Genomic DNA, 23078 nt, shown 5'->3' with positions numbered 1-23078 from the left:
TCCCCGTCTCTACCCTCGACGACGGAGAGGAGTTTCAATGGGCGCAGCGAAGAAGAACATGTGGCGGGCATGGGGTGGCCGGATTCTCGTGGCCTCGTGCTTGAGCGCTGGCGTGGGATGCGGAGCCCCAGCGGGCCTGTCCATCGAGGAAGGACTGGCCTCGGAGCAGCAGGCCGCCGGGTCCACCTATGAAGCGGAGTCGGCGGCGCTGTCGGGCGGTGCGGTCATCGCGACCGACCACACCGGTTACTCGGGCACCGGCTTCGTGGGAGGCTTCACGGACGGGAACAAGGGCAATGCCGCCGCCCAGTTCACCGTCAGCATCTCCACGGCCGGTAACTTCGACGCGACGCTGCGTTACGCCAATGGGACGGGCAGTGCGCAGACGTTGAGCCTCTACGTCGATGGCGTGAAGGTGAAGCAGCTCTCCCTGGGCGCGACGGCCAACTGGGATAGCTGGGGCACGAGGACCGACACGCTCAGCCTGGGCGTGGGCACCCACACCCTGCGCTACAAGTTCGACACGACCGACTCCGGCAACGTCAACCTGGACAGCGTCAACCTCAGTGCACAAGCCACTCCCCCGCCCGCGGGCTCGGGCTTCGTCTATGAGGCGGAGGAGCAGTTCTTCTCCGGGGGCGTCGCCCGGGAATCCACCTGGCTGCGGAACTTCTCCGCCCCCGGCGCGAGGGTCATCTTCACGGTCAACATGGACGCGGCGGCGGCCTCGAGCGTGGGTCTGCGTTATCTCAACGGCTCGGGGACGAACAAGACCCTGAATGTCTATGTCAATGGCCTGTTTGTCTTGACCACGACCCTGGCGAATACCGGCACCACCTGGGCGGGAAAGACGGAGACCCTGAACCTGCGCCGGGGGCTCAACACCATCACCTATCAGTATGACAGTGGAAACTCCGGAGGGGTCAGCATCGACGCCCTCACCGTCGTGAATGGCAAGGCCCTGGCCGCCCGGGGCGCCACCATGCCCTACCAGGAGCTGGAAGCCGAGGCGGGCACGACCAACGCCACGGTGCTCAACCCCAACCGCACTCCCGGCACCGTGGAGGCCGAGTCCTCGGGCCGCCGCGCCGTCAAGCTCACGCAGACGGGCCACTACGTGCAGTGGAGCGCGCCCCAGGCGGCCAACTCGCTCGTCGTCCGCTACGGCATGCCGGACGCGGCGGCCGGAGGTGGCATCAACGCGACGCTGAGCCTGTACGTCAACGGAACGAAGCTCCAGAGCCTGAACCTGACCTCCCGGCATGCCTGGGTCTACGGTGGGTATCCCTACGGCAACAGCCCGAGCACGCCGTCCAAGCCGGGCGAGTGGGATCCGGGTCCGCATCGCTTCTATGACGAGAGCCGGTTCCTGCTGCCGTCGTCCATTCCGGCGGGGGCCACCGTCAAGCTCCAGAAGGACAGCGGAGACACCGCAGCCTATTACACCATCGACCTGATCGACCTCGAGCAGGTGGAGGCTCCCCAGCCCATGCCCGCGAACTTCGTGAGCATCACGTCGTTCGGAGCCATCGCGGACGACAACGGAGATGACACCCAGGCGATCCTCAACGCCATCTCCAACGCGAAGTCCACCGGCAAGGCGGGGGTCTGGATTCCCTCGGGCGCCTTCAACATCAACAGCCGGGTGGCGCTGGACAACATCCACCTGCGCGGCGCGGGCCCCTGGCACACGCGCATCCAGGCCACCAATGTCGGCGAGCACTTCATCGGCACGGGCGGCAACGTCAAGGTGATCGACCTGGCGTATTCCGGCAACGTCGTCGAGCGCAACGATGGCGCCGACCGGGCGGCGTTCGAGGAGAACTTCGGCACGGGCTCGCTCATCCAGAACGTCTGGATCGAGCACGCGAAGGTCGGCTACTGGATCCGTCCTGGCACGGACGGTCTGTACATCGTCGATGGCCGGGTGCGGAACAGCTTCGCCGACGGCATCAACCTCCACGCGGGCGTCAAGAACACCATGGTCAGCCACGTCCACGCCCGCAACACGGGCGATGACGCCTTCGCCATGTGGTCCGATGGCTCCATCAACGAGAACTGCACGTTCCGCTACGACACCGCGCAACTGCCCAATCTCGCCAACACCTTCGCCATCTACAACGGCCGGGACAACAAGCTCCTGGACAGCGTGGGCGCGGATACGCACTACGCCTCCTCGGGCGTGCTCATCACCGACTGGTTCGCGGACCTGCCCTTCCTTGGAACCACGGAGGTCAAGCGCGTGACCTTCAACCGGACCGGTGGCGAGCAGACGGTGAACTTCAGCATGAACGCCGGGGCCGTGTGGATCCATGGGGTGAGAAGGGAAATCTCGGGGCACATCCTCATCGAGGACGTGGAGATCAACGACAGCACCTTCTCGGGCCTCAAGATCAGCTGGGGAAAGGGCGCGAGCACGAATCCCCCCGTGAACAACTACGCCATCTCTCCCGTGACCCTGAGGAACGTCACCATCAAGGGCGCCGGCACCTATGGGTTGGAGACCTTCAACGTGCCTGGGACGGCCACCTGCACCAACGTCACCGTGACGGGCGCGGCCTCGGGGGGGCTCCTGAACCACAACAACCGGTACACCTTCAACAAGGTCTCGGGCAACACCGGTTGGTGATGACGGCTTGCTGACGGCTTCCCGGGGAAGGCCGATGGGCGCGGAGGCTCGCGGCCTTCCCTCGGGAGTGGACGGCACCCACGACGCTGCTAAGAGGGGGGCGAGCCCCATCCACGAGAGGAAGCCGCCTTCATGTCATACGTCGATCCGAACCTGCGCCGGGAACTCTTCGGCTGGTACAGCCACCGGCTGGGCATGGACATGCCCGTCGTCCGCTACGGCCACTGGGGCCCGGCGATGCTGCTCTTCCCCACCGCCGGAGGCGACTTCCTCGAGGCCGAGCGCATGGGGCTCATCCAGGCCGTCGCGCACCACCTGTTCGCCGGCCGGTTCCAGATCTTCGCCATCAACAGCATCAACCCCTGGGCATGGATGAACCCTGGCATGCCCATGCACGAGAAGGCCCACAACCAGGCGCGCTTCTCCGAGTACGTGGAGCAGGAGGTCGTCCCGTACGTCCGCGGCTGTCTGGGCAACCCTCACGCGCGCATCGGCGCGGCGGGCGCCAGCTTCGGGGCCTTCCACGCCGCCAACGCCTTCTTCCGGCGCCCGGATCAGTTCGAGCTACTGCTCGGGCTGGGCGGTCTCTACGATCTCCAGACGGAGTTCCTCCACGGCTACTGGAGTGACGACGTCTACTTCAACAACCCCGTCTCCTACGTGCCGAACCTGCCCGAGGGCCATGCCATGGACCTGCTGCGGCACCACAGCCGCATTCACCTGGTGACGAGCCGTGGCGCGTGGGAGTACCCCGAGTTCTCCGAGCACCTGAGCCACCTGTTGCACCAGCGCGGCATTCCCCACAACCTGGACATCTGGGGCCACGACATGCCCCACGACTGGTCCACCTGGCACCGGCAGCTCGACCACTACGTGGCGGAGCGGCTCGGGTACTGACGCCGAGCATCCTGCTGGGCGGCCTGGCGAGCGAGCGCCGCTCCGGCGGGTCGAGGCTCACCGAGCGCCCGGAGGCCCACCACCCTCATGGGAATAGAGCGGTGGAGGCATACGGTGCGGACAGAATCGGCTCCCGGTGTGCGCTGGTCAGGGGAATCCTCGCGGCACGAGGCGCGTCATGCGGCGAAGGTCGAGAGGATCGCGCGGCAGTTGCGGCAGCGCCGGAGCACGCGGCCCGCGTCCTTCAAGAAGAAGACGCCGCCGCACCAGGTTCCCAAGCGCCACGACCAGCGGCGCCAGGACGAGAAGATCGACCTGAGTGACCTCGATCAGATTCTGGAGATAGACCCCGTGTCGATGACCTGCACGGCCGAGCCCGCGGTCACCTTCGACGAAGTCGTCCACGCGACGCTGCGCCATGGGCTCGTGCCCATCATCGTTCCCGAGCACAAGACCATCACCCTCGGGGGGGCCGTGGCGGGGTGCTCCATCGAGTCCATGTCCTTCCGGCGGGGTGGCTTCCACGACACCTGCCTCGAATACGAGATCATCACCGCCAAGGGGGACGTGCTGCGCTGCTCCCCCGAGCAGAACCCGCTCGTGTTCCAGATGATCCACGGCTCGTTCGGGACGCTCGGCGTCCTGTCGAAGCTGCGCTTCAGGCTCGTGCGCGCCGCGCCCTATGTGCACGTGACGTATGAGACCCACGAGACGCTCGAGGGCTTCCAGCAAGCCATCTGGCGCCACTTCACCGCCCAGGACGCGGACTATCTCGACGGGCAGATCTTCTCCCCGACGAAGCACGTGCTGTGCGTGGGCCGCTTCGCGGAGCAAGCGCCGTATGTGAGCCGGTACGACTGGCTCAAGGCCTACTGTGAGAGCATTCCGCGCCGCGCCGAGGACTACCTCACGGTCTACGACTATCTCTTCCGCTACGACCGGGGCGTCACCTCCGTCACGCCGAAGAGCCTCGTGGGCCGGGCGCTGTTCGGCAAGCTGGTGCACTCGGACAGCGTGTTGAGGGCCGCGGACCGCTTCCACCGCTTCCTGCCGGCGAAGAGCCCGAACGTCATCGTGGACGTATTCGTTCCCTTCTCGCGCACGGCCGAGTTCATGGACTGGTACCACCGGGAGATCAAGCACTACCCGGTGTGGTGCGTGCCCTACAAGCGGACGCGGGATTACGAGTGGCTCACGCCCCGCTGGTGGGCCGGCGTGCACGATCCGCTGTTCCTCGACCTCGCGGTCTACGGGCTCAAGCAGCCACCGGGCCGCAACATCTACAAGGAGTTCGAGGACGAGCTGCTGGAGGTCAACGGCACCAAGACGCTCATCTCGTACAACTACTACGACGAGCAGACCTTCTGGAGCCTCTGGAACAAGGAGACCTACCAGGCCGTGAAACAGCTCACGGACCCGGACAACATCTTCCGTGACCTCTACACGAAGACCTGCCGGGCGGCACTCGGGCTGGGTTCCCAGACGACCGGCTCCGGGGGCTCGCTGCACTGAGGCCAGGTTGTCGAGTGGGGCGGAACCGTCCGTCACATCCCTCTCCATGTCACTCCACCCCGTGAATCACCGAGCGCGGAGCGCGGCTCGGCTTCCGAGCCTTCCAGTGCTCGGTCACATGGGAGAGGACACATGGAGAAGACCAATGCGGGGCACGGCATGCACCCGGAACACCCTCAGCACCCGCATCAGCACGAGCATTCCCATCCTCATGCGCATCCGGGAGAGGTGGACGTGCGGTTGGAGGTCAAGTACGCCATCAACAAGATCCCCAGCGTCCTGGTGGATGGGCAGGCCCAGGGGGCCGACACGGTCAAGCTGCGCTCCTACAACGGGAAGCTGGTGGGACCCGTCATCGAGGCCCGCCCGGGAGACACACTGAACATCCTCCTGGACAACCAGCTCCCCATGACGCATGCGCCGGGGGCGGGCCACGAAGACATGTCACAGGACATCAACACCACCAACCTCCACGTGCATGGGTTGCACGTCTCGCCCGCTGGAAACTCGGACAACGTGATGCTCGAGCTGGTCCCCGGCCAGCAACTCCAATACGAGATCAAGATTCCAAGGGATCATCCCGCGGGGACCTACTGGTACCACCCCCACAAGCACGGCTCGGTGGCGATCCAGGTGTCCAGCGGCCTGTCCGGTGCCTTGATCATCCGCGGTGACATCGACGAGGTTCCCGCCATCAAGGCGGCCCGGGAGCAGATCCTGGTCATCCAACAGATTCCCTACGTCATCAACGATCAGACGAAGCTCGGCCAGGTGGAGCCTGGTGACGTGGTGGATGGCCATAGTGTCTTCTTCCCCCGCAACTGGGAGAAGATGAAGCGGCGCTTCACCATCAATGGAGAGGTCGAGCCGACCTTCCAGATGCGGCCGGGAGAGGTCCAGCGCTGGCGGTTCATCCACGCGGGCTTCCGCGAGAAACTCGAGGTCAAGCTGGTCAGGCGCGACCCCAAGACGGGCGCCGAGGAGTTCCTTCCTCAATACCTGATCGCGCTGGATGGCATCACGACGGGCGGCATCGATGCGGTGGAGGAGATTGAACTGCATCCCGCGTACCGCGCGGACGTGCTGGTGCGCGCGACCGACAACCAGGGCAAGGCCTTGCCGGAGGGCACCTACTGGCTCGTGGACGGGACCCAGGACGTCCAGGCCGAGAGCAGGAAGCTGGCCCGCATCGTGGTGAAGGGACCTGGCGTCCTGATGAAGTTGCCCACGGACAAGGAGCTGGCGCCCCTGGCTCCCTTCATGGACATCGACATCCAGGACGAGAAGATCGGGCATCAGAAGGTGGTGTTCGAGCTCAGGATCAAACCGTTGCCTGCCGTGGGGCTGATCAACGGCAAGCCCTTCAATCCCAGTGATCCGCCACGCAAGCTCTTGTTGGGCGCGGTGGAGGAATGGGAAGTCACGTCCCTAGCGCATCCCGACCAGGATCCCAACGACCCGGAGTTCGCCGATGAGGGGCATCCCTTCCACATCCACCTCAACCCCTTCCAGTGCACGATCAAGCTCAAGGGGATCGGCGGGGTGAAGGAAAAGCGCGTCTGGAAGGATACCATCTTCGTGGAGTCCGGCCAGACCATGACGTTGCGCACCCGCTACGAGCGCTACGTCGGGATGTTCATGGTCCATTGCCACATCCTGGATCATGAGGATCTGGGGATGATGGAGATGATGGAGATCGTTCTGCCAGGGGGCATGGTCATGGACATGCCGGACGGCGGCGGGGGCCACGTTCACTGACGCGCCCGCGTGGGATTGGGGGGCCCGTTCCGGGCCCCCTTTTTCATTCAATAGGCATCAACAGGCATTGCCACCAGGCCTTGCACACCGGGAGCATCCGGTGCCCGCCTACCTGGTGGGGATGCGGGCCCTTCCCAGAGGTGCCGAGCCGTCGGGCGGACCAGTGTTCGTACCGCCTGGCGGAGCCATACCCTTGCTCATGGGCCAAATAACAGAGACAGCACATGCGCGCGGCACGTGGTTGAAGACAAACATTCCAGGGCGGATGGATCGGATGCCTTGGTCACCCTGGCTCTTGCGAGTCGTGGTGGCGCTGGGCATCACCTGGATCCTGGACGGACTCGAGGTCACGCTCGTTGGCTCCGTCGCGGGCATGTTGGGGGATCCGCGCACCCTGCATCTGTCCGAAAGTCAGATTGGTTTCGCCGCCAGTGCCTATCTGTTCGGTGCCATCGTGGGCGCGCTCGTCTTCGGGCGGTTGACGGATTCGCTTGGCCGCAAGAAGTTGTTCCTCGTCACGCTCGCGGTCTACACCGGGGCCACGCTCGCCACGGCGTTCTCCTGGGGCTTCTGGCCCTTCGTGTTCTTCCGGGCCCTGACGGGGGCGGGCATTGGTGGGGAGTACTCGGCCATCAACTCCGCCATCGACGAGCTGATGCCGGCGCACCTGCGTGGCCGGGTGGACCTCACCATCAACAGCACCTACTGGCTGGGAGCGGGGTTGGGCTCCGCCTCCACGCTGGTGCTGCTCAACCCGAACGTGCTGCCGCCCTCGCTGGGTTGGCGCGTGTGCTTCGCCCTGGGCGGTCTGCTCGGCTTCTGCATCCTGTTCGTCCGCAAGCACGTGCCGGAGAGTCCGCGCTGGCTGTTGTTGCATGGGCGGGAAAAGGAGGCGGAGGCGGTCGTGGCCAGCATCGAGGCGGAGGTGGAGCGCTCGCTGAAGAAGCCGCTGCCGCCCGCGCCCGAGCCGCGGCCCCTCCAGGTCCATGGCACGGTGGGCTTCGGCACCATCGCGCGCGTGCTGTTCCAGCGGCACCTGCGCCGCTCCTGTCTCGGCCTGTCGCTGATGGTGGCCCAGGCCTTCGCCTACAACGCCATCTTCTTCACCTACGCGCTCATCCTCGGGCGCTTCTACGGCGTGCCGAGTGACAAGGTGGGCCTGTACCTGCTGCCCTTCGCGGCGGGGAACCTGCTCGGGCCCATCGTGCTCGGCCGCTTCTTCGACACCGTGGGCCGGCGGCAGATGATTGCCCTCACGTATGGCGTCTCCGGCATCCTCCTGTGTGTCACCGGCTATGCCTTCATGCGCGGGTGGCTCACGGCCACCACCCAGACGGCGCTCTGGTGCTGCGTCTTCTTCGTGGCCTCCGCCGCGGCGAGCTCCGCCTACCTCACGGTGAGCGAGCTGTTCCCGGTGGAGCTGCGCGGCATGGCCATCGCCCTCTTCTACGCGGTGGGCACGGCGGTGGGGGGCCTCGCGGCGCCGGCCATTTTCGGGGCGCTCATCCAGACGGGCGAGCGCGTGCAGGTCTTCCGGGGCTATCTGGTGGGCGGTGCGCTCATGATGCTGGCCGCGCTCGTCGCCGCCTTCTTCGGTGTGCCCGCCGAGGGCAAGTCGCTCGAGGCGCTCGCGGAGGATCCCTCGCTGGGCCAGCGCCCCCGCCGCGAACCCGTTCACGCCTGAGTTGTCCGGAAGCCGCCCCACCCGCGTGGGGCGGCTGCTTTACGCGCCGCTGAGGGCCAGGTGGCGCACCGCCTGGCGGTTGAAGGGCTTGCGCAGCTCCCTGAGCAGGTGGGAGTCACCGAACTCCTGGATGACCTGTGCCCAGGAGTAGTCGGAGTAGGCCGAGCAGAGCACCACGCGCAGCGAGGGGGCCACCTGCCGCAGGCGCCGGAGGGTCTCGGCGCCATTCCAGCCGGGCGGCATCCGGTAGTCGAGGAAGGCCATCTCGTAGGGGCGGCCGGCCGCCATGGCTTCCTTGACCTTGGCGAGGCCCTCCTGTCCCTGGAAGGCGGAATCCACCTCGAACATCGGCTTGTCGGGAGCGGTGTCGCGCGGGTTCGTCGCGCCGAAGAGGGCTTCTTCCAACTGGTCGAGCTCGTCCCGGCTCCGGGGTGGCTCTTCCTGCAGGATCCGGCGGAAATCCAGGTGGATGGCCTCGGAGTCGTCGATGACGAGAATCCGCCGCTTGCTCTCGTGCGTGCTCATGTCCCCTCCTGAACAGGATGATAAGGGATTTCCAGCGTGAAGGTGGCGCCCTTGCCGGGGCCTTCGCTGTGGACCGCCAGGGTTCCCCCCAGCTCCTGGGCCGCCAGGGCGCTGGAGTGCAACCCGAAGCCATGTCCCTCCGCACGGGTAGTGAAGCCGAACTGGAAGATGCGGGTGAGCATCTCCGGGGCGATTCCAATCCCATTGTCATGCAGCTCGATGCGGACGCGGTCGTTGGTGGCACGTTCCAGCTTGAGGCGGAGGAGCCGCTCGTTCGTGGGCACGTGGTCCAGGGCGTACTTGGCGTTGCTGACCAGGTTCACGAGGATCATCAACAGCTTGTGCTTGTCGGTGAGCACGGGCGGAAGGGCCTCCAGCCGCCGCTCGAGCTTCACCTGATGCCGCGACAGCCCGGCGGAGTTGATGCGCAGCGAGTCCTCCACCAGTTGAGCCAACAGGACGGGCTCCCTCATCCTGGGCAGCCGGGCGTAGTCCTGCTGCACCTTGACGATCTCCCCGATGTGCTCGGAGTAGCGGCCCACGTCATCGAGCAGGGAGAGCACCTCCCGGCGCTCGTCCACCAGATTCTGGCCGAGCTTGTTCAAGAAGGGCAGCAGGTGGCGTCCCCGCTCGTCCTGGAGGAAGGAGGAGAGGTCGGACTGGCGCTCCTGGAGCATGGTGGCGACGCGGGTCACCTGCTCCAGGCGCATCTCCGTCACGCGCTCCTTGGCGACCTGGGACGAGGTGTAGACGCTGTTGAGCACGTTGCCCACGTTGTGCAAGACGTTGGTGGCGATCTCCGCCATGCCCGTGCGCCGTGCCGTCTGGACGAGCTGCTGGTGGACATCCTTCAGCTCCCGGGTGCGCTCTTCCACCCGCTGTTCCAGCCCTTCATTGGCCACGCGCAGCTCCTCCTCGCGGTGCTGGATGCGATCGGCCATGACACGGAAGGCCCGGGCGAGCTGTCCCAGCTCATCCTGGCGTTGGATGTCCAGCTCGACCTTGAATTCGCCCGCCGCGATGCGCGCCGTGGCCTGGGTGAAGCCAAGCAGGGGACGGGTGATCTGCTCGCGCAGGACCCAGTACGCGAGGGCCAGCTCGAGCACCAGCGACAGCATACCGAGTAGCAGCACGAGGCGCGCTGCGTTCAGGGCGGCCTGGGTCACCACGTGCTCGGGCTGGATCGTGGCGAAGAACCACCCGGTGCCCCGCATGCGAGCCACGGCGACATACTCGCCATACTCTGGCAGCGCGAACGCGCCCTGCCCGGCCCCCGTGCTCTTCATGTGCTCGAGGATGCCGCGCAGGTGGGCCTGCTGCGCCTCGGCGTTGCTCTGCCCGGGGGCGCGTTCCAGATCCAACTGGGGATGAGCGATGATCTGTCCGTCCTCGCGGAAGATGACGTTGTACGCGGAGGGCAGGTGGTCACCGAGGGTGCGGGCCATCAGCTCCTCGAGCAGGATGTCATGGCTGATGGACGCGACATACTGGCCATCCATGTCCAGGGGAGTGGTGGCCACGGTCACCCATTTGCCGCTGACAGACTCCTGGTAGACGCTGGTCCAGCGCGTCTCGCGCCGCGGGTTGTTCTCGGGCTTGCTGCCGACGAAGTACTCCGCTTCGGCCACCGAGGCCTCCGCCGGGGCGTCCTGGCTGTAGGTGGGGCGCTCGGGCCAGTAGATGAGGCCGGGTTGCTCGGGCAGGGTGAGGAAGGTGTCCTTGAAGCGCACGAGGAAGGCGGGCCCGTATTGGCTGAGCACCTCGTAGCCGGCCACGAGCCGGCGGCGCATCCAGTCGTCCACGGGAATGCCCCGGGGAATGAACAGTCCCACCTGGCGCGTGCCGTCGAAGCCCTCGGGCCGGTTGCGGATGCTGCCGTCGGGGAGACGAACGAACAGGCGCTCGAAGTGGGCGTTCGCCTCCTCCTGGGAGAGGGAGCGGATGCGCTCCTCCAGGGCCCGATTGAAGGCGGCGTGGTTGTCCTCGGCGAGCTGGAAGATGGCTTCCTCTCGCGTGGTGCGCTCCTCTACGTGCCGCTCCAACGTCTCCAGCGCCTCGGTGCGCAGGGTGTGGAACATGTGCAGGTAGCTGAAGAGCGTGGAGAGGACGATGACCACCGCGATGCGTGCGCCCATCTTGATGAGCGCCGATCGGGCAAGGGGATCGCGGGGTGAAGTCGTGTGCGGCATGAAATGAGTCGCTCTGCGGTGCCAGTGGCGGGACGGTGAGCTCAACGCGATGGAGCCTCGCTGGGGGATCGTCCAGCGGAACGCCTCGTGGCGTGGTCGACATTAGCACCGGCGAATTTTCCATGCGTCTGGAATCACCGCGTCCCACCGCTCCTCGGCGTTCTCGTGGAGGGGGCACGAGTGCTCGCAGGGGCCCGTGCGCTGAAGCTCTCGTTGAATCTCTTGTCCGGTCGTGATTCCCCTTGCTCCGTTGTCCTGGGAGCAGGTGTGTTCGTGGGGAGACAAATCGTTACAAAACCTGGGCGTCCAACATTCCAGCTCGCCTGGAAGGGAGCCGGAACAATGGGCAGACGTCTCCCCGCCTGTCTTGCGTGTGAGGGTTGCCGCGCCGCGTCGCCCTTACGGAGGGCCACCGAGGCCCCGCTGGTCCTCCGAGGAGAGGGGGGCGCTTGTCCTTCCCGTTCTCGCGATGTGGCCTGGAATTCACCCAGAGATGAAATCAAAATGACTTGGAGTGTGGAATACTTCGCGCTGGAGTGATATCCCCAGGCCCTCTCGAGTCGGGGGGTTCATGAACCAGTCGTCAGCCACGTCAGAGCAGGTGTCTGTTTCCAACGCGCCGCGGAGCGCCGAGCTGCTGTCCACGCGGGAAGGCAATCAGCAACAGCATCGGATCTGGGAGTCCGTGCAGCGCGGTCTCATCTATCCCTCTCCACACGCGCTGTTCGCCACCTTCTTCCGCCAGCCAGAGGGGCAGGGCAGGCCGCTGACCAAGGCGATCCTCCAGCAGTTGATGAAGGACGTGCGCGCGGCAATCCATGAGCGGTGGCCAAGTGCCAATACCACCGCCATCGTGGGCGTGGGCTTCAAGCTCTGGCAGGAGTGGTGCGCCCAGGAGGGCACGCCGCTCCCGGAGGGAATGCGCTTCCTCTTCCCGGAAGCCGAAGGGGGCGCGTACCGCTCGACGGTCTTCTCCCGCTCGAACGGAACGTTCGTCGATTCGCAGGGAGACCTCTGGTTCCACATCAAGTCCGACAACCCGGAGCACTGTCCCCAGGTCTTCGCCTTCATCCGCGAGCGCCTGGTGGACCAGCAGCAGTGCCTGCGTGCCGGGCCCACGGATCACCAGGAAGCCCACAGCAAGTCCCTGCACCCGGAAGGCAAGGGCGGCAAGGTGCTCGGCTGCCGCTTCTCCGAGAACCTCAACAATCCGACGGATCCCCTCACCCTCCAGGATCAGACCCTGGTGGGTTCCGAGGATCCCGAGCGCATCGGCGCCTCGTTCGTGGTCGCCCAGCGCTTCCTCATCAACTGGGAGAACCTGCTCCACCTGAGCCCCCAGCAGATCGAGGACCTGGTGGGCCGCACCACCGACGACATCATCATTCCCTCGCGCGACGAGCGCAGCCACATCCGGTGCGCCCGGGTGCAGGACGCCCAGGGCAATACCTTGCAGGTGCTCCGGCTGGGACTGCCCTTCGGTGAGCCGCATCTGGAACACAACCAGGAACTCATCGCCCGGGGCGCCAGCAAGCGCGACGAGGCGGGCATCTACTTCGCGGGTTATGCCCGCAGCGTGCGCGTGCTGGAGTCCATCATGGACAGCCAGATCGGCGGCAGGAGCGGGTTCATGCGCGACCGGCTCCTGTGCGAGATGCGCGCCAACCTGGGCGGCTTCTATTACATCCCCAACCAGCACGAGCTCGGACTCGAGGCCGTGCCGGTGCGCTCGTTCGAGGAGACGGACTGGACGCGCTTCCCGGGCGTGAACTGGAACCGCCTGGACCGGCACTACGAGCTGCGCTCGTCCAACGGGTACATGTATTACAACCACCGGGACTACCTGTTCCGGATGTCCACCCTGTCGGCCGCCGAGCGCGAGAAATACCTGCCTCCCTCGCCCCGGGTCCTCCAACTGCTGGGCAATGCCTTCTCCCGCTGGCAGGACAACTGGTATTTCGACCGCGCCCAGCGCGAGCTCAAGCACCTGTGTGCCTATGTCGCGGAGAAGTACGGCCCGGACAAGGCCCGGGAGGTGATGGCCCTGCCCGTCATGGAGCGCATGGGCTGGACCATCAAGGTGAGTCTGGGAGATGTCTTCACGAGCGATGAGTATGGCTTCCGGGGCCGCCGCCGCGATCAGTATGGCAATTGGTACAATGGCGCCGATACCTACACCCTGAACGCCCATGAGCTCATCGTGGGCGCCCTGCCCAACCTGGGCCTCGGCCAGGGCCGTTACGTCATCGACTACGCCCGGAAGGACGAGGAGATCGGCAACTTCTTCGCCGGCTTGAGCCATGCCTCGGGCGTGGGCCACCTGGTGCCCGGCTTCCAACGCGCCCTGGACCTGGGCCTCGAGGGACTCGCGGTCGACGTGAAGGGCCGGAGGGATCGGGAGGGTGATCCGAAGAAGCGCTCGTTCTACGAGGCGGCCCTGCTCGCGCTCGAGGGCGTCCAGGACTACTGCCGGGCCTACGCACGGCTCGCGAAGAAGGAGTCGGAGTCCTTCCGGGAAGGCAGCCTCGAGCGGCGCAACCTGCTGGCCATCGCCACCCGGATGACCTCGCTGGTGACGGAGCGTCCCCGCACCCTGCTCGAGGCCGCCCAGCTCATCTTCACCCTGCACGCCTGCCTGCATCTCATCGGAGAGCCCACCGCCATCGGCCGGCTCGACCAGATGCTCTACCCCTTCTATGAGAAGGATCTCGCCGCCGGACACCTCGACGCCGAGCAGGCCCAGGAGATCATCGACTGCTTCTGGCTCAAGGTGGGCGAGAAGGTGCAGCTCAACCGGCAGTTCGTCGAGGACCACCAGCCCTACGGCAACCTCGCCATGGGTGGCTCCAGCGGCAACTACCCGCAGGGAGCCGCCAACAACCAGTGGATCCAACAGGTGACCGTGGGCGGCACCGTGGCCGACGACGCCGAGGGCGAGGGAAGGCCGGCCTACAACGCCATCACCCTGTTCTGCCTGCGCGCCGCGCGGCGCCTGCCCCTCAACGCTCCGTGCCTGTCGCTGCGCGTGCGCAGGGACATCCCCCCCGAGTACCTGCACGAGGCCGCGCTCTCCATCCTCAGTGGCGGCGCGCACCCCATCCTGCTCAGCGACGAGAAGATCATCCCCGGCCTGCTGCACAGCGGTGACCGGGTGGGTGATGGCACCACGCCCACCGCCCACACCCCCGTGAAGGACAAGGCCGGCGGGACGTGGCGCAACCAGGTCACCCTCCGGGCCGCGCGCGACTACGCGTGCGACGGCTGCTACGAGCCCCAGTTCGTGGGTCAGAACTGGTTCACCCTGGGTGGCTTGTGCGCTCTCGAGTCGCTCGAGGCCGCGCTCAACCAGGGCAAGAGCTGGTCGAGCGCCGGCCCCATGTTCTTCCGCGGCCAGCGCGTGTCCTTCACCTCGGTGCCCGCGCGGGAGATCACCTCGTACGAGCAGCTGGAGGAGCTCTTCATCCAGCACCTGCGCTGGATGTACGCGAAGCAGGCCGATGGGCTGCTCTCCGCGTTCGGCACCATGAGCGCCGTGTGCCCCTCGCCGCTCCTGTCCGTGTTCATCGATGACTGCCTCGACAAGGGGCTCGACCTCTACGAGGGCGGAGCGCGCTACCACGTCGTGGCGCCGTGCTTCACGGGCCTGAGCACGGTCATCAACTCGCTCTACGCCATCCAGAAGATGGTCTTCGACAAGACCACCGCCGTGACGTCCCTGCCCGAGCTGGTGCAGGCACTGCTGTGCGACTGGGGCTACAAGATGGACGAGCCCTTCGTCAGCACGCTCGCGGGGCCCGCGCGCATCCAGGCTCAGGCCGAGCGCTTCCAGCAACTGCGCGCGGTGGCGTTGGAGCTGCCCCGCTACGGCCGCGAGAAGAACCCGGAGCTGGCCGCCTTCGGCAACCGGATCCTCCAGCGCGTGGCGGAAGCGGGCGTGAGCGTCTTCACGGATCCGGTGGAGCCCACGGCCGAGAAGATGGTGCGGATCGCCCAGCGGCTGGGCACCCAGGACAAGCCCTTCGGCGGGTTCCAGATCCAACCGGGCACGGGCACCTTCGAGAACTACGTCGAGTTCGGCGCCACGTGCGGCGCCTCGGCGGATGGACGCCGGCTCGGACAGCCCCTGGCCTCGGACCTGAGCCCGACGCCGAGCGTCGCGGACCTGCCCGTGGAGCACCAGGAGGCGCGCTTCCTCGAGGCGCTCGAGGGCTTCACCGGCCCGGGCGCGGACGCCTTCACCAGCGGGGCGCCCACGGACTTCAACATCCGCGAGGACTTCTCCGTGGCCTCGCTCGAGCAGGTGCTCCACCGGTTCGCCCAGGGCCAGGGCGCCAACATCCTGACCATCACCTGCGCTAATCCGGAGACCTTCGCCGGAGCCTCCGAGGACCCGGAGAAGTACAACCTGCTGCGTGTGCGCATGGGCGGCTGGTCCGAGTTCTTCGTGGCCATGTATCCCGCTCATCAGGCGCATCACCAACGGCGTCCGCTCAGCGACGCCGCCACGCCGAAGTGATGTGGATGGGGCTTGCCATTCATCAGCGAGTCCCTTAACTGGGACTCGCTTGTGTTGAGTGGCGAGCCTCCCCCTCTTTCTCGTGCAGGAGTGACATGCCCTCGGTGAGCTTCAAGTCCGTGTTCATCGCCGTGCTGCTGGGCACGGCGATCATCGTCGCCGCGCTGCTGGTCAATTCCCGACGCCCCTCGGTGGAGACGGCGCAGCCCAGCGCCGACCTGGTGCGTGCCACGGGCAAGTGCGCCGAGTGCCACGCGCGGGAGACCTCCGCCGTGGTGCACCAGTTCGAGCGCAGCCGCCACGCGGAGCGGGGCGTCAATTGTTTGGACTGCCACAAGCCGGTGGAGGGCCAGGATCCCATGGAGCACCGCGGCTTCACGCTGGCGCGCTCCCTCACCGCGAAGAACTGCGCCCAGTGCCATGCCACCGAGTACGAGCAGTACGAGCGCAGCCGCCACGCGGGGCCCTCCTGGGCGGCGGTGCGGGGAACGCAGGGCTTCTCGCCGGAGCAGATCGCGCTGGGCGAGCGCTTCCATCCCGGGTGGATCAAGCGCCCGGCCCACCCCGTGGGGGAGATGGAGGGAGAGGCGGCGACGGTCGGTGGCTGCGACGCGTGCCATGACATCGGCAAGCCCAACGCGGACGGTTCCTTCGGCACCTGTACCGAGTGCCACTCCCGGCACTCCTCCTCCGTGGCGCTCGCGCGCGAGCCGCGCACCTGCGGCCAGTGCCACATGGGACCGGATCACTCGCAGATCGAGATCTTCGAGGAGTCCAAGCACGGCGTGATCTTCACCGCGCAGCGGGAGTCCTTCAACCTGAACGCCCATCCCAAGCAGCTGACGACGGTGGACATGCCCGCGCCCACCTGCACCACCTGCCACATGAGCGGACTGGAGGGCCTGAAGGTGACCCACAACCCGAGCGAGCGTCTGTCCTGGTTCCTCTTCGCGCCCGTCTCCACGCGCCGCCCCGAGGGCAACTCGGGCGAGCTGCAGATGAAGGAGGTGTGCCTGAAGTGCCATGCGCACTCCCAGGTGGAGAATTTCTACGGCATCGCGGAGAAGGTGCTGCTGAGCACCAATGAGAAGGTGAAGGAAGCGCAGGCCGTGGTGGCCGCGTTGCGCAAGGATGGGCTGCTCGACGACAAGCCTTTCAACCACCCCATCAAGTTCGTCGAGTTCGACCTCTGGCATTACTTCGGCCGCACGGCCAAGCACGGTGCCTACATGGGCGGCGCGGACTTCGTGCAGTGGCACGGCAACTACGAGCTGGCGCGGCTGCGCAACGAACTGGACACCATGGCCGAGGAGCTGCGCACCAAGGGCGGCAAGGGGGGCTCCGGGCCGGTGAAGCCGGGGGATGCCAGACCATGACGCTCCGGGAGCGGCTCGGCGCCGTGACGCCCTTTTTCGCGGCGCGTGCGTTCGCCCTGGGCAACCTGGCCTTCCTCGGCGTGGACATCCTGCTCGCGCACGCGGCCAATGACTTCGCCCTGGCCGCGGAGTGGGTGCCTGTCGTCTTCTCGGTGGTGGCGCCGCTGTTGCTGCTGCCCGGACTGGTCTCCGGGCGGCTGTGGGCGCGCACCCGGGCGGTGGACGTGGCCGTGGCGCTGGGCTCCATCGGCGTGGGAGTGGCCGGGATGATCCTGCACCTGCACAGCGCCTTCTTCGAGCGTCAGTCGCTGCACGATCTCGTCTACACCGCGCCCTTCGTGGCCCCGCTCTCCTACGTGGGGCTGGGGCTGCTCGTGTTGCTCAACCGCATGGAGGAGCCGATGGGCCCCGCGTGGGCGAGCTGGGTGGTGATGCTCGCGCTGGGTGGCAGCGTGGGCAACCTGGGGCTGTCGCTGCTGGACCATGCGCAGAATGGCTTCTTCTCCGCGACGGAGTGGGTGCCCGTGGTGACGGCTGCCTTTGGCACCAGCTTCCTGCTGGTGGCGATGCTGCGTCCGACGCGCGGCTTCTTGTGGCTCACCCTGGGGATGATGGGAGTGCAGTCGGCGGTGGGGGTGCTCGGCTTCGCGCTGCACCTGCTCGCCAACCTGCACCACACGAACGTGCCGCTGCGCGATCAGATGATCTACGGCGCGCCCGTCTTCGCCCCCCTGCTCTTCGCGGACATCTCCGTGCTCGCGGCCATTGGCATGTGGGGCCTGATGCGCAACGTCGCCCAGGACCAGGGCCCGCTCGGAGCAGGCTCGCTCGTCCACGCCTCCAAGGAGGGCTGAGCAATGTCCAGGCTGCTGCGCTGCATGGTGGTGGGAGTGTGTTTGCTGGGCGCGGCGCCGGTGGGCGCCGACGCGCCGAAGAAGGACGAGGCCCCTGTCCGGGTGAAGAGCTTCACGGAGCTGCGCAAGGCGCGGCCCGGCCGGGTCCTCGAGCTGCACGTGGCGCCCGCGGGAGTGCTCGCGGACTCGCCCGGCCTCATCTACGCCGAGCCGTGCGATCCCAAGGATCCGGCGATTCGCGCGCGCACGGGAGTCGTCGGCACGGTCGAGGTCGAGGACGTGCCCCAGGCGACGGCCACGGCGATGAACGCCAAGAATGGTGAGGAGTTCTCCAAGCGGACGGCCATCACCTGCTATCGCGTGGTCGCCCGGCTCAAGTCCAACCAGAAGGGGTGGACGAAGCTCGCGTTCGTCTCGGCGGAGCCCTCCGGCTCCCGGCCGTATGACGAGCGCCTGAATCCCGCCCGGGGGGACTGAGGCCCGGCCCGTGGAAGGCCGACGCGGAAGTGGGAAGGGGACGACGGATGCCGCACTGCGCGCTGTCGTCGAATAGGCGGGCAGGGCAAGATGCCCCCCACCATGACTTTCGAGGAGTTGGAGCAGCGGTTGAAACTGGGTGAGGACACCGTCACCGAGTTCAAGAGCACCGTGGTGAACAACTACCAGGTGGACTCGAAGGACATCGCCAAGGCCATCACCGCGATGGCGAATACCAAGGGGGGCCTCCTGTTCCTCGGCGTGGAGGATGACGGGATGGTGAGTGGTGCCGGAACTCCTCAACAGGTGGACAAGCTGATGCTCCAGGTGAGCAACATCTGTCAAAGCATCCAGCCTCCGCTGACCTGCTCCTTCCAGAAGCTGGAGTTCCAAGGTCAAACACTCCTGGTCGTGGAGGTTCCCCGCTTCAGCGCCGAGCGCCCGTACCACGCGGCGGGCAAGTACTACGTCCGCGATGCGAACCAGTCCCGGGAAGCCCGGCGTGACGAACTGCGCCGCCTGCTCGAGTCGGCTGACTACCACTTCGACGAGGAGCCCGTGGCCGGCTCCCGTTTCGAGGATCTGGACCCCGAGGCGATCCGCGTCTTCCTCGCCATCCTCTACGATGAGCCCGATGAGGCGAGTGGGCGGCAGCTGCTCTCGGCCCTGCAGTGCCTGGATGCCACGGGAACGCCGACCGTCACCGGCATGCTGCTCTTCGGACGGGAGCCCCAACGTAGGTTCCTGGATGCCCGCATCTCGGCGGTGCTGGTCAAGGGCACGGAGTTGACGTCCGATTTCGTCGATCGGAAGGAAATCACGGGCAGGCTGTTCGACCAGGTGGATGACGCGGTGACCTTCCTCAAGAAGAACGTGCGCTCGCCCTCGCATGTGGAGGGACTGGAGCGGATAGAGGAGGGCCTTCCCGAGAAGGTCCTGCGAGAGGCCGTGCTCAATGCCGTGGCCCATCGCGACTACCGGGCGGCATCGCAGGTGCGCATCTACGTCTTCGACGACCGGGTGGAGATCGTGAACCCGGGGGAACTGCTCAACCAACTCACTCTCGAGGGCATCCGAATCGGTGGCATCAGCCAGCGCCGTAACCCCGTCCTGGCGGGGCTGCTTGCCCGGGCGCGCCGCCGCGAGAACCTGGGCATGGGTGTTCCGGAGATGATTCGCCAGATGAAGGCGCGCAAGCTGCCGCCCCCCGAGTTCAGTGTGGGCAACGGCCATTTCCGCGTCGTGCTCCGACTGGCTGGGGAAGGCGGCCATGCCTGAAACGCCCTGGTGGGAGGGCACGCCCGAGGGCACTCCACTCCTGCTCGCCTTCGTCCAGGTGGTGCGGGAAGACGTGGCGGAGGACTCGCTTCAACAGCGGGATCGCTACATCGCGGGGGTCGAGTACGTCGCCGACAAGCTCGGCGCGGCCCAGCCCCTGCGCTGGCGCGAGAACGACGTGCTGTTGCTCGTCCAGGCAGATGAGCCGCACGCGGTCATCATGAATGCGCTCTCGGCCGCGGAGGCCATCCGGGAGCGCGCCATCGTGGACCTGTCGATGACCGTCCGGCTCGCGGTGCACGCCGCCCGGGTCGACTGGACTTCGGACATGGAGCAACTGGCACCCCGGGAGATCTCCCGGTGCGAAGAGCTGGCACGTGCCACACCCGCCCAGGGAATCGCCATCACGGAAGACGTGTACCTGGCCCTGACGGACACCGAGCGGCGGCGTTTCGCTCCCCTGGGTACATGGGTCCGCGATGGGCTGGTCACGTATGTCTTTCCCACGAGCTTGGCCGCGAAAACGACTCCCGGGATTTTCGGGCCCCTCGCGGATGCGAAACACTGGCAGTCCTTCCGGCGGTACGCCGACAGCCCTGAAGTCCGCCGGCTGCGCTACGTTGGCTTTCCGCTCCAGAAGAAGCAGCCCCCCAGTCTGGATATTCGCGAGGTCTTCATCCCACCCGAGGCCCGGCGACTCGTTGAACGAGGCCCGGATTGGGCTCATGCGACCCGAGCGCCAGACGTCGAGAGGCAAGAGGTCGCCACTCCGCTTGAATCGCTGGCGAGGCTCGTGCGGAGACACCGGGCGCTGGTGGTGCTCGGAGATCCCGGCTCGGGGAAGACCACGGTATCGCGCTGGCTGGCGGTGCTCGCCTCGGGGGGACCGCTCTCCTGGGCCGAGCAGATGGGCACCGAGGAGCGGCTGCTTCCCGTGCTGGTCAGCGTCGGCCGGTTGGCCCAGTTCCGCTCCCGGCTGGGAGAGGATTGCTCCGTCCTCGACGCGCTCGTGGTCTACCTTCAGGACCGTGGCGTGGGAGACGAGGCTGAGCTGAGGCCCTTCCTCGAAGGATCGCTGGAGGCGGGCGAGTGCCTGCTCCTGCTCGATGGGCTCGATGAGGTCCAGGGCGAGGAGCGAAGTGGTGTCCTGCGCTGGCTCGAGTCCTTCTGCGCCCGCTATCCCAGCAACCGCTTCGTTGTTTCCGCTCGCTGGGTGGGCTACTCCGGCTTCGCTCTCCCCGAGGGCGTGGAAGTGGAACTCGGCGGCTTCGAGGACGATCAGATCCGCCGCTATGTCCGAGCCTTCGCGCGTGCCTGCCGCCAGTGGGAGAACGAGGGAGTGCCGGACGAGTCGGGAGCTGACCAGGATGCGGAGCGGCTCCTGGAAGCGCTCTTCGCCAGTTCCCGCTTGAGGGAACTCGCCCGCAATCCCTTCCTCTTGTCCTCCCTGGCCTTGATTCACCGGGCAGAGGGGCGCCTGCCCCGTCACCGGGTACAGGCATATGAGATCTTCGCGCGGACCCTGTGCGAGACATGGGGGCAGGCCCGCCGGGTCGTCGCGAGTGGAACGTCCACCCGGGACATCCGTTACGAGGAAGAGGCCATCCCCATCCTCGGGGAACTCGCGCTGCGACTGCACCTGGACTGGCCCACGGGAGTGGCTCCCGAGGACTTCGTCATTCGCGTCCTCTCCCAGTCCAGTCAGGAACGGACAGGAGTGGAGCCCTCTGAAGCGGAACGCTCCGCGAGGGAGTTCCTGGATCGCGCGGGCCGGGAAGTGCAGATCCTACTGGAGCGCGGAGCGGGCCAATGGGGTTTTCTCCACCTGACCTTCCAGGAGTTCTTCACCGCCGTGGGGCTGCTTTCGGCGGAGAACTTCGAGTCTGTCGCCTTCGAGCACCTTTTCGAGCCCCGTTGGGAGGAGGTCATCCGGTTGGGCGTGGGCTACATGGCGCTCATCCAGAAACGGGCTCAGGCCACGCAGCGCTTCGTCCGTCGGGTCTTGCTCCATGAGGCGAGCGGCTCCCAGCAACCCGAGAGGAAGCAGGTCTACCTCGCGGCGCTACTGGCCAGCGAAGCTGGCGACATCCTTCCGCCCTCCCTACAAGCGGAGATCGCCAGGGCCGTGGTGGCGTGGCTCCAATCCGTGCCAGAGACTATCGCCCTGCCTTTGCTGCGTGAATTGGCCCTGACCGAGTTCTCGGAACGGATCCTGGATGAATTGCTGAGCAACGTCTCCGCGTATGAGGACCCCACACAGGGGAAGGCCATTCTCGCGCTAGGCGTGTTCCGTGGCGAGCGCTCGCGCAAAGCACTTCAACTGGCCGCGGCGGCGCGGAGCAGTGCGGTCAGAGTTCATGTCGCCAGGGGCATCATCATGGGTGGCGACCCAATGGATTGGGAAACGCTCTCCTTGCTGGTCGATGACCAGGAGCCCAGAGTCCGCAGTGCCGCATTGGCGGGATTCATTTCATCCCGCGACCAACACAGACGCGACGAGACGCTCGACCTGCTGCTGAACAGTTCTCGGGCAGAGGTGCTGAGGCCCGTCATACGAACCATCAGGGTCTTGCGCTCAAAGCGCTCTCACCCAAGTACCTTTGATGTAGTTCAAGCCAAGGTTGTTCGGCATGCCATCCGTCAAGGTCTTTCTCATGGCAACAAGAGTGTGCGAGAGGAAGCATTTTTTCTCCTCGCAATGGAGCGCGAGCACTTCCCAGATGAGGTCCACGCGCACGCGGAAGAACTCATAGAATTCATCGAGTCTACCCTCGACCCCGCTTTTTCACCAAGACGGGTTCCTCTGGTAAATGAGGATGGAGAGTTACACGACCGGGCACTTCAAGGGGACCCATTGCTCCCGACTGACCTCGTTCAGTCTTTCGCAAACCAGATCGAGGGCTTTCTACGCTCTGAGCTGATGTGCGATGCGGAGACGGCCTATGATGCCGTCATCGATGTGATCTTCACCTATCTAGCGAAGCCCGACCGGTACGACCCCCAGAGGGGTCGTCTGGTGACTTATCTGACGAGAGAGGCGAAGCATCGGGTGTGGGATCAGCTCAGGTTGGGGGCCTTGCGGGCCCAGCGCGAGCAGAATTTCGCGAGCGTTGTCGAACTCGGGCAGTCGTCTCCAAGGGACGCTTTGGAGGATTTCGTGGAGGTATCCCGTGTGGTGGACCGCCTGGAGAAGCACCTGAATGAAGGGGACAGGGCCTCCCTGCGGTTACTCGTGAGTGGGGAGAACTCCACCGAGAAGCTGGCGGAGGCGTTAGGACTGAACATCTCCTCTCCGGAGCAGATGCGGCAGGAAGTGAAGCGGCATCGGGATCGGCTCCTGAAAATACTGCAGCGTCTTGGCTAGGAAGATCGCGATGACCCCG

13 protein-coding genes are annotated in these 23078 nt (G+C 66.2%); 11 read left to right on the top strand and 2 right to left on the bottom strand.

Annotated elements, in window-relative coordinates; genetic code table 11:
• Nucleotides 1–37 precede the first annotated feature (37 nt).
• The 5 genes from F0U63_RS43260 to F0U63_RS43240 all read left to right on the top strand — a co-directional run bounded on the left by F0U63_RS43260 (nt 38) and on the right by F0U63_RS43240 (nt 8480).
• Nucleotides 38–2629, top strand: coding sequence for a carbohydrate-binding protein (locus tag F0U63_RS43260; RefSeq protein WP_395840184.1), 2592 nt, complete (start codon nt 38–40; stop codon nt 2627–2629).
• 132 nt (nt 2630–2761) lie between these two features.
• Nucleotides 2762–3526 carry an esterase family protein gene (locus F0U63_RS43255; RefSeq protein ID WP_395840181.1) on the top strand — a complete coding sequence of 255 codons (765 nt, stop codon included), beginning with the start codon at nt 2762–2764 and terminating at the stop codon, nt 3524–3526.
• Nucleotides 3527–3640: 114 nt separating this feature from the next.
• The gene (locus tag F0U63_RS43250) at nt 3641–5038 is read left to right on the top strand and encodes an FAD-binding oxidoreductase (protein ID WP_395840179.1); all 1398 of its coding nucleotides are present in this window, start codon (nt 3641–3643) and stop codon (nt 5036–5038) included.
• A 132-nt stretch (nt 5039–5170) separates the two neighbouring features.
• The gene (locus F0U63_RS43245; protein ID WP_395840176.1) at nt 5171–6796 is read left to right on the top strand and encodes a multicopper oxidase family protein; all 1626 of its coding nucleotides are present in this window, start codon (nt 5171–5173) and stop codon (nt 6794–6796) included.
• A gap of 274 nt (nt 6797–7070) precedes the next feature.
• Nucleotides 7071–8480, top strand: coding sequence for an MFS transporter (locus F0U63_RS43240; RefSeq protein ID WP_395840173.1), 1410 nt, complete (start codon nt 7071–7073; stop codon nt 8478–8480).
• Between the two features lie 39 nt (nt 8481–8519).
• Here F0U63_RS43240 and F0U63_RS43235 read toward each other — a convergent pair whose 3' ends face one another.
• Entirely contained in the window at nt 8520–9005 is a 486-nt protein-coding gene (locus tag F0U63_RS43235; protein WP_395840170.1) for a response regulator, read from the bottom strand.
• Nucleotides 9002–11140: an ATP-binding protein gene (locus F0U63_RS43230; RefSeq protein ID WP_395840167.1), complete on the bottom strand. Its 2139-nt coding sequence runs from the start codon at nt 11138–11140 to the stop codon at nt 9002–9004. The genes F0U63_RS43235 and F0U63_RS43230 overlap by 4 nt, the downstream gene beginning before the upstream one ends.
• A gap of 625 nt (nt 11141–11765) precedes the next feature.
• On the opposite strand from F0U63_RS43230, the gene F0U63_RS43225 reads away from it, so the two are divergent.
• From F0U63_RS43225 to F0U63_RS43200, 6 genes are all read left to right on the top strand, one after another.
• A complete protein-coding gene (locus F0U63_RS43225) occupies nt 11766–15710 on the top strand; it encodes a Dyp-type peroxidase (RefSeq protein ID WP_395840164.1) in 3945 nt (1314 codons plus the stop codon).
• Nucleotides 15711–15805: 95 nt separating this feature from the next.
• Complete coding sequence (locus F0U63_RS43220; RefSeq protein WP_395840161.1) at nt 15806–17086, top strand: multiheme c-type cytochrome; 1281 nt, start codon at nt 15806–15808, stop codon at nt 17084–17086.
• Nucleotides 17083–17940 (top strand): hypothetical protein, encoded by an 858-nt coding sequence (locus tag F0U63_RS43215; RefSeq protein ID WP_395840159.1) that lies wholly within the window; start codon nt 17083–17085, stop codon nt 17938–17940. Before F0U63_RS43220 ends, F0U63_RS43215 begins: the two co-directional genes overlap by 4 nt.
• Nucleotides 17941–17943: 3 nt before the next feature.
• The gene (locus F0U63_RS43210; protein WP_395840157.1) at nt 17944–18417 is read left to right on the top strand and encodes a hypothetical protein; all 474 of its coding nucleotides are present in this window, start codon (nt 17944–17946) and stop codon (nt 18415–18417) included.
• 102 nt (nt 18418–18519) lie between these two features.
• A complete protein-coding gene (locus tag F0U63_RS43205) occupies nt 18520–19695 on the top strand; it encodes an RNA-binding domain-containing protein (RefSeq protein ID WP_395840154.1) in 1176 nt (391 codons plus the stop codon).
• Entirely contained in the window at nt 19688–23059 is a 3372-nt protein-coding gene (locus F0U63_RS43200; protein ID WP_395840151.1) for an NACHT domain-containing protein, read from the top strand. Before F0U63_RS43205 ends, F0U63_RS43200 begins: the two co-directional genes overlap by 8 nt.
• The last annotated feature ends 19 nt before the right edge of the window (nt 23060–23078 follow it).

It is taken from the genome of Cystobacter fuscus, assembly GCF_044360685.1.
Lineage (GTDB): Bacteria > Myxococcota > Myxococcia > Myxococcales > Myxococcaceae > Cystobacter > Cystobacter fuscus_C.
This window is presented reverse-complemented; position numbering and strand designations above follow the sequence as displayed.

Excerpts from the sequence above, each read along its gene's own strand:
- F0U63_RS43260 (WP_395840184.1), top strand. The coding sequence starts at position 38 with ATGGGCGCAGCGAAGAAGAACATGTGGCGGGCATGGGGTGGCCGGATT.
- F0U63_RS43255 (WP_395840181.1), top strand. The coding sequence starts at position 2,762 with ATGTCATACGTCGATCCGAACCTGCGCCGGGAACTCTTCGGCTGGTAC.
- F0U63_RS43245 (WP_395840176.1), top strand. The coding sequence starts at position 5,171 with ATGGAGAAGACCAATGCGGGGCACGGCATGCACCCGGAACACCCTCAG.
- F0U63_RS43240 (WP_395840173.1), top strand. The coding sequence starts at position 7,071 with ATGCCTTGGTCACCCTGGCTCTTGCGAGTCGTGGTGGCGCTGGGCATC.
- F0U63_RS43235 (WP_395840170.1), bottom strand. The coding sequence starts at position 9,005 with ATGAGCACGCACGAGAGCAAGCGGCGGATTCTCGTCATCGACGACTCC.
- F0U63_RS43230 (WP_395840167.1), bottom strand. The coding sequence starts at position 11,140 with ATGGGCGCACGCATCGCGGTGGTCATCGTCCTCTCCACGCTCTTCAGC.
- F0U63_RS43225 (WP_395840164.1), top strand. The coding sequence starts at position 11,766 with ATGAACCAGTCGTCAGCCACGTCAGAGCAGGTGTCTGTTTCCAACGCG.
- F0U63_RS43220 (WP_395840161.1), top strand. The coding sequence starts at position 15,806 with ATGCCCTCGGTGAGCTTCAAGTCCGTGTTCATCGCCGTGCTGCTGGGC.
- F0U63_RS43215 (WP_395840159.1), top strand. The coding sequence starts at position 17,083 with ATGACGCTCCGGGAGCGGCTCGGCGCCGTGACGCCCTTTTTCGCGGCG.
- F0U63_RS43210 (WP_395840157.1), top strand. The coding sequence starts at position 17,944 with ATGTCCAGGCTGCTGCGCTGCATGGTGGTGGGAGTGTGTTTGCTGGGC.
- F0U63_RS43205 (WP_395840154.1), top strand. The coding sequence starts at position 18,520 with ATGACTTTCGAGGAGTTGGAGCAGCGGTTGAAACTGGGTGAGGACACC.
- F0U63_RS43200 (WP_395840151.1), top strand. The coding sequence starts at position 19,688 with ATGCCTGAAACGCCCTGGTGGGAGGGCACGCCCGAGGGCACTCCACTC.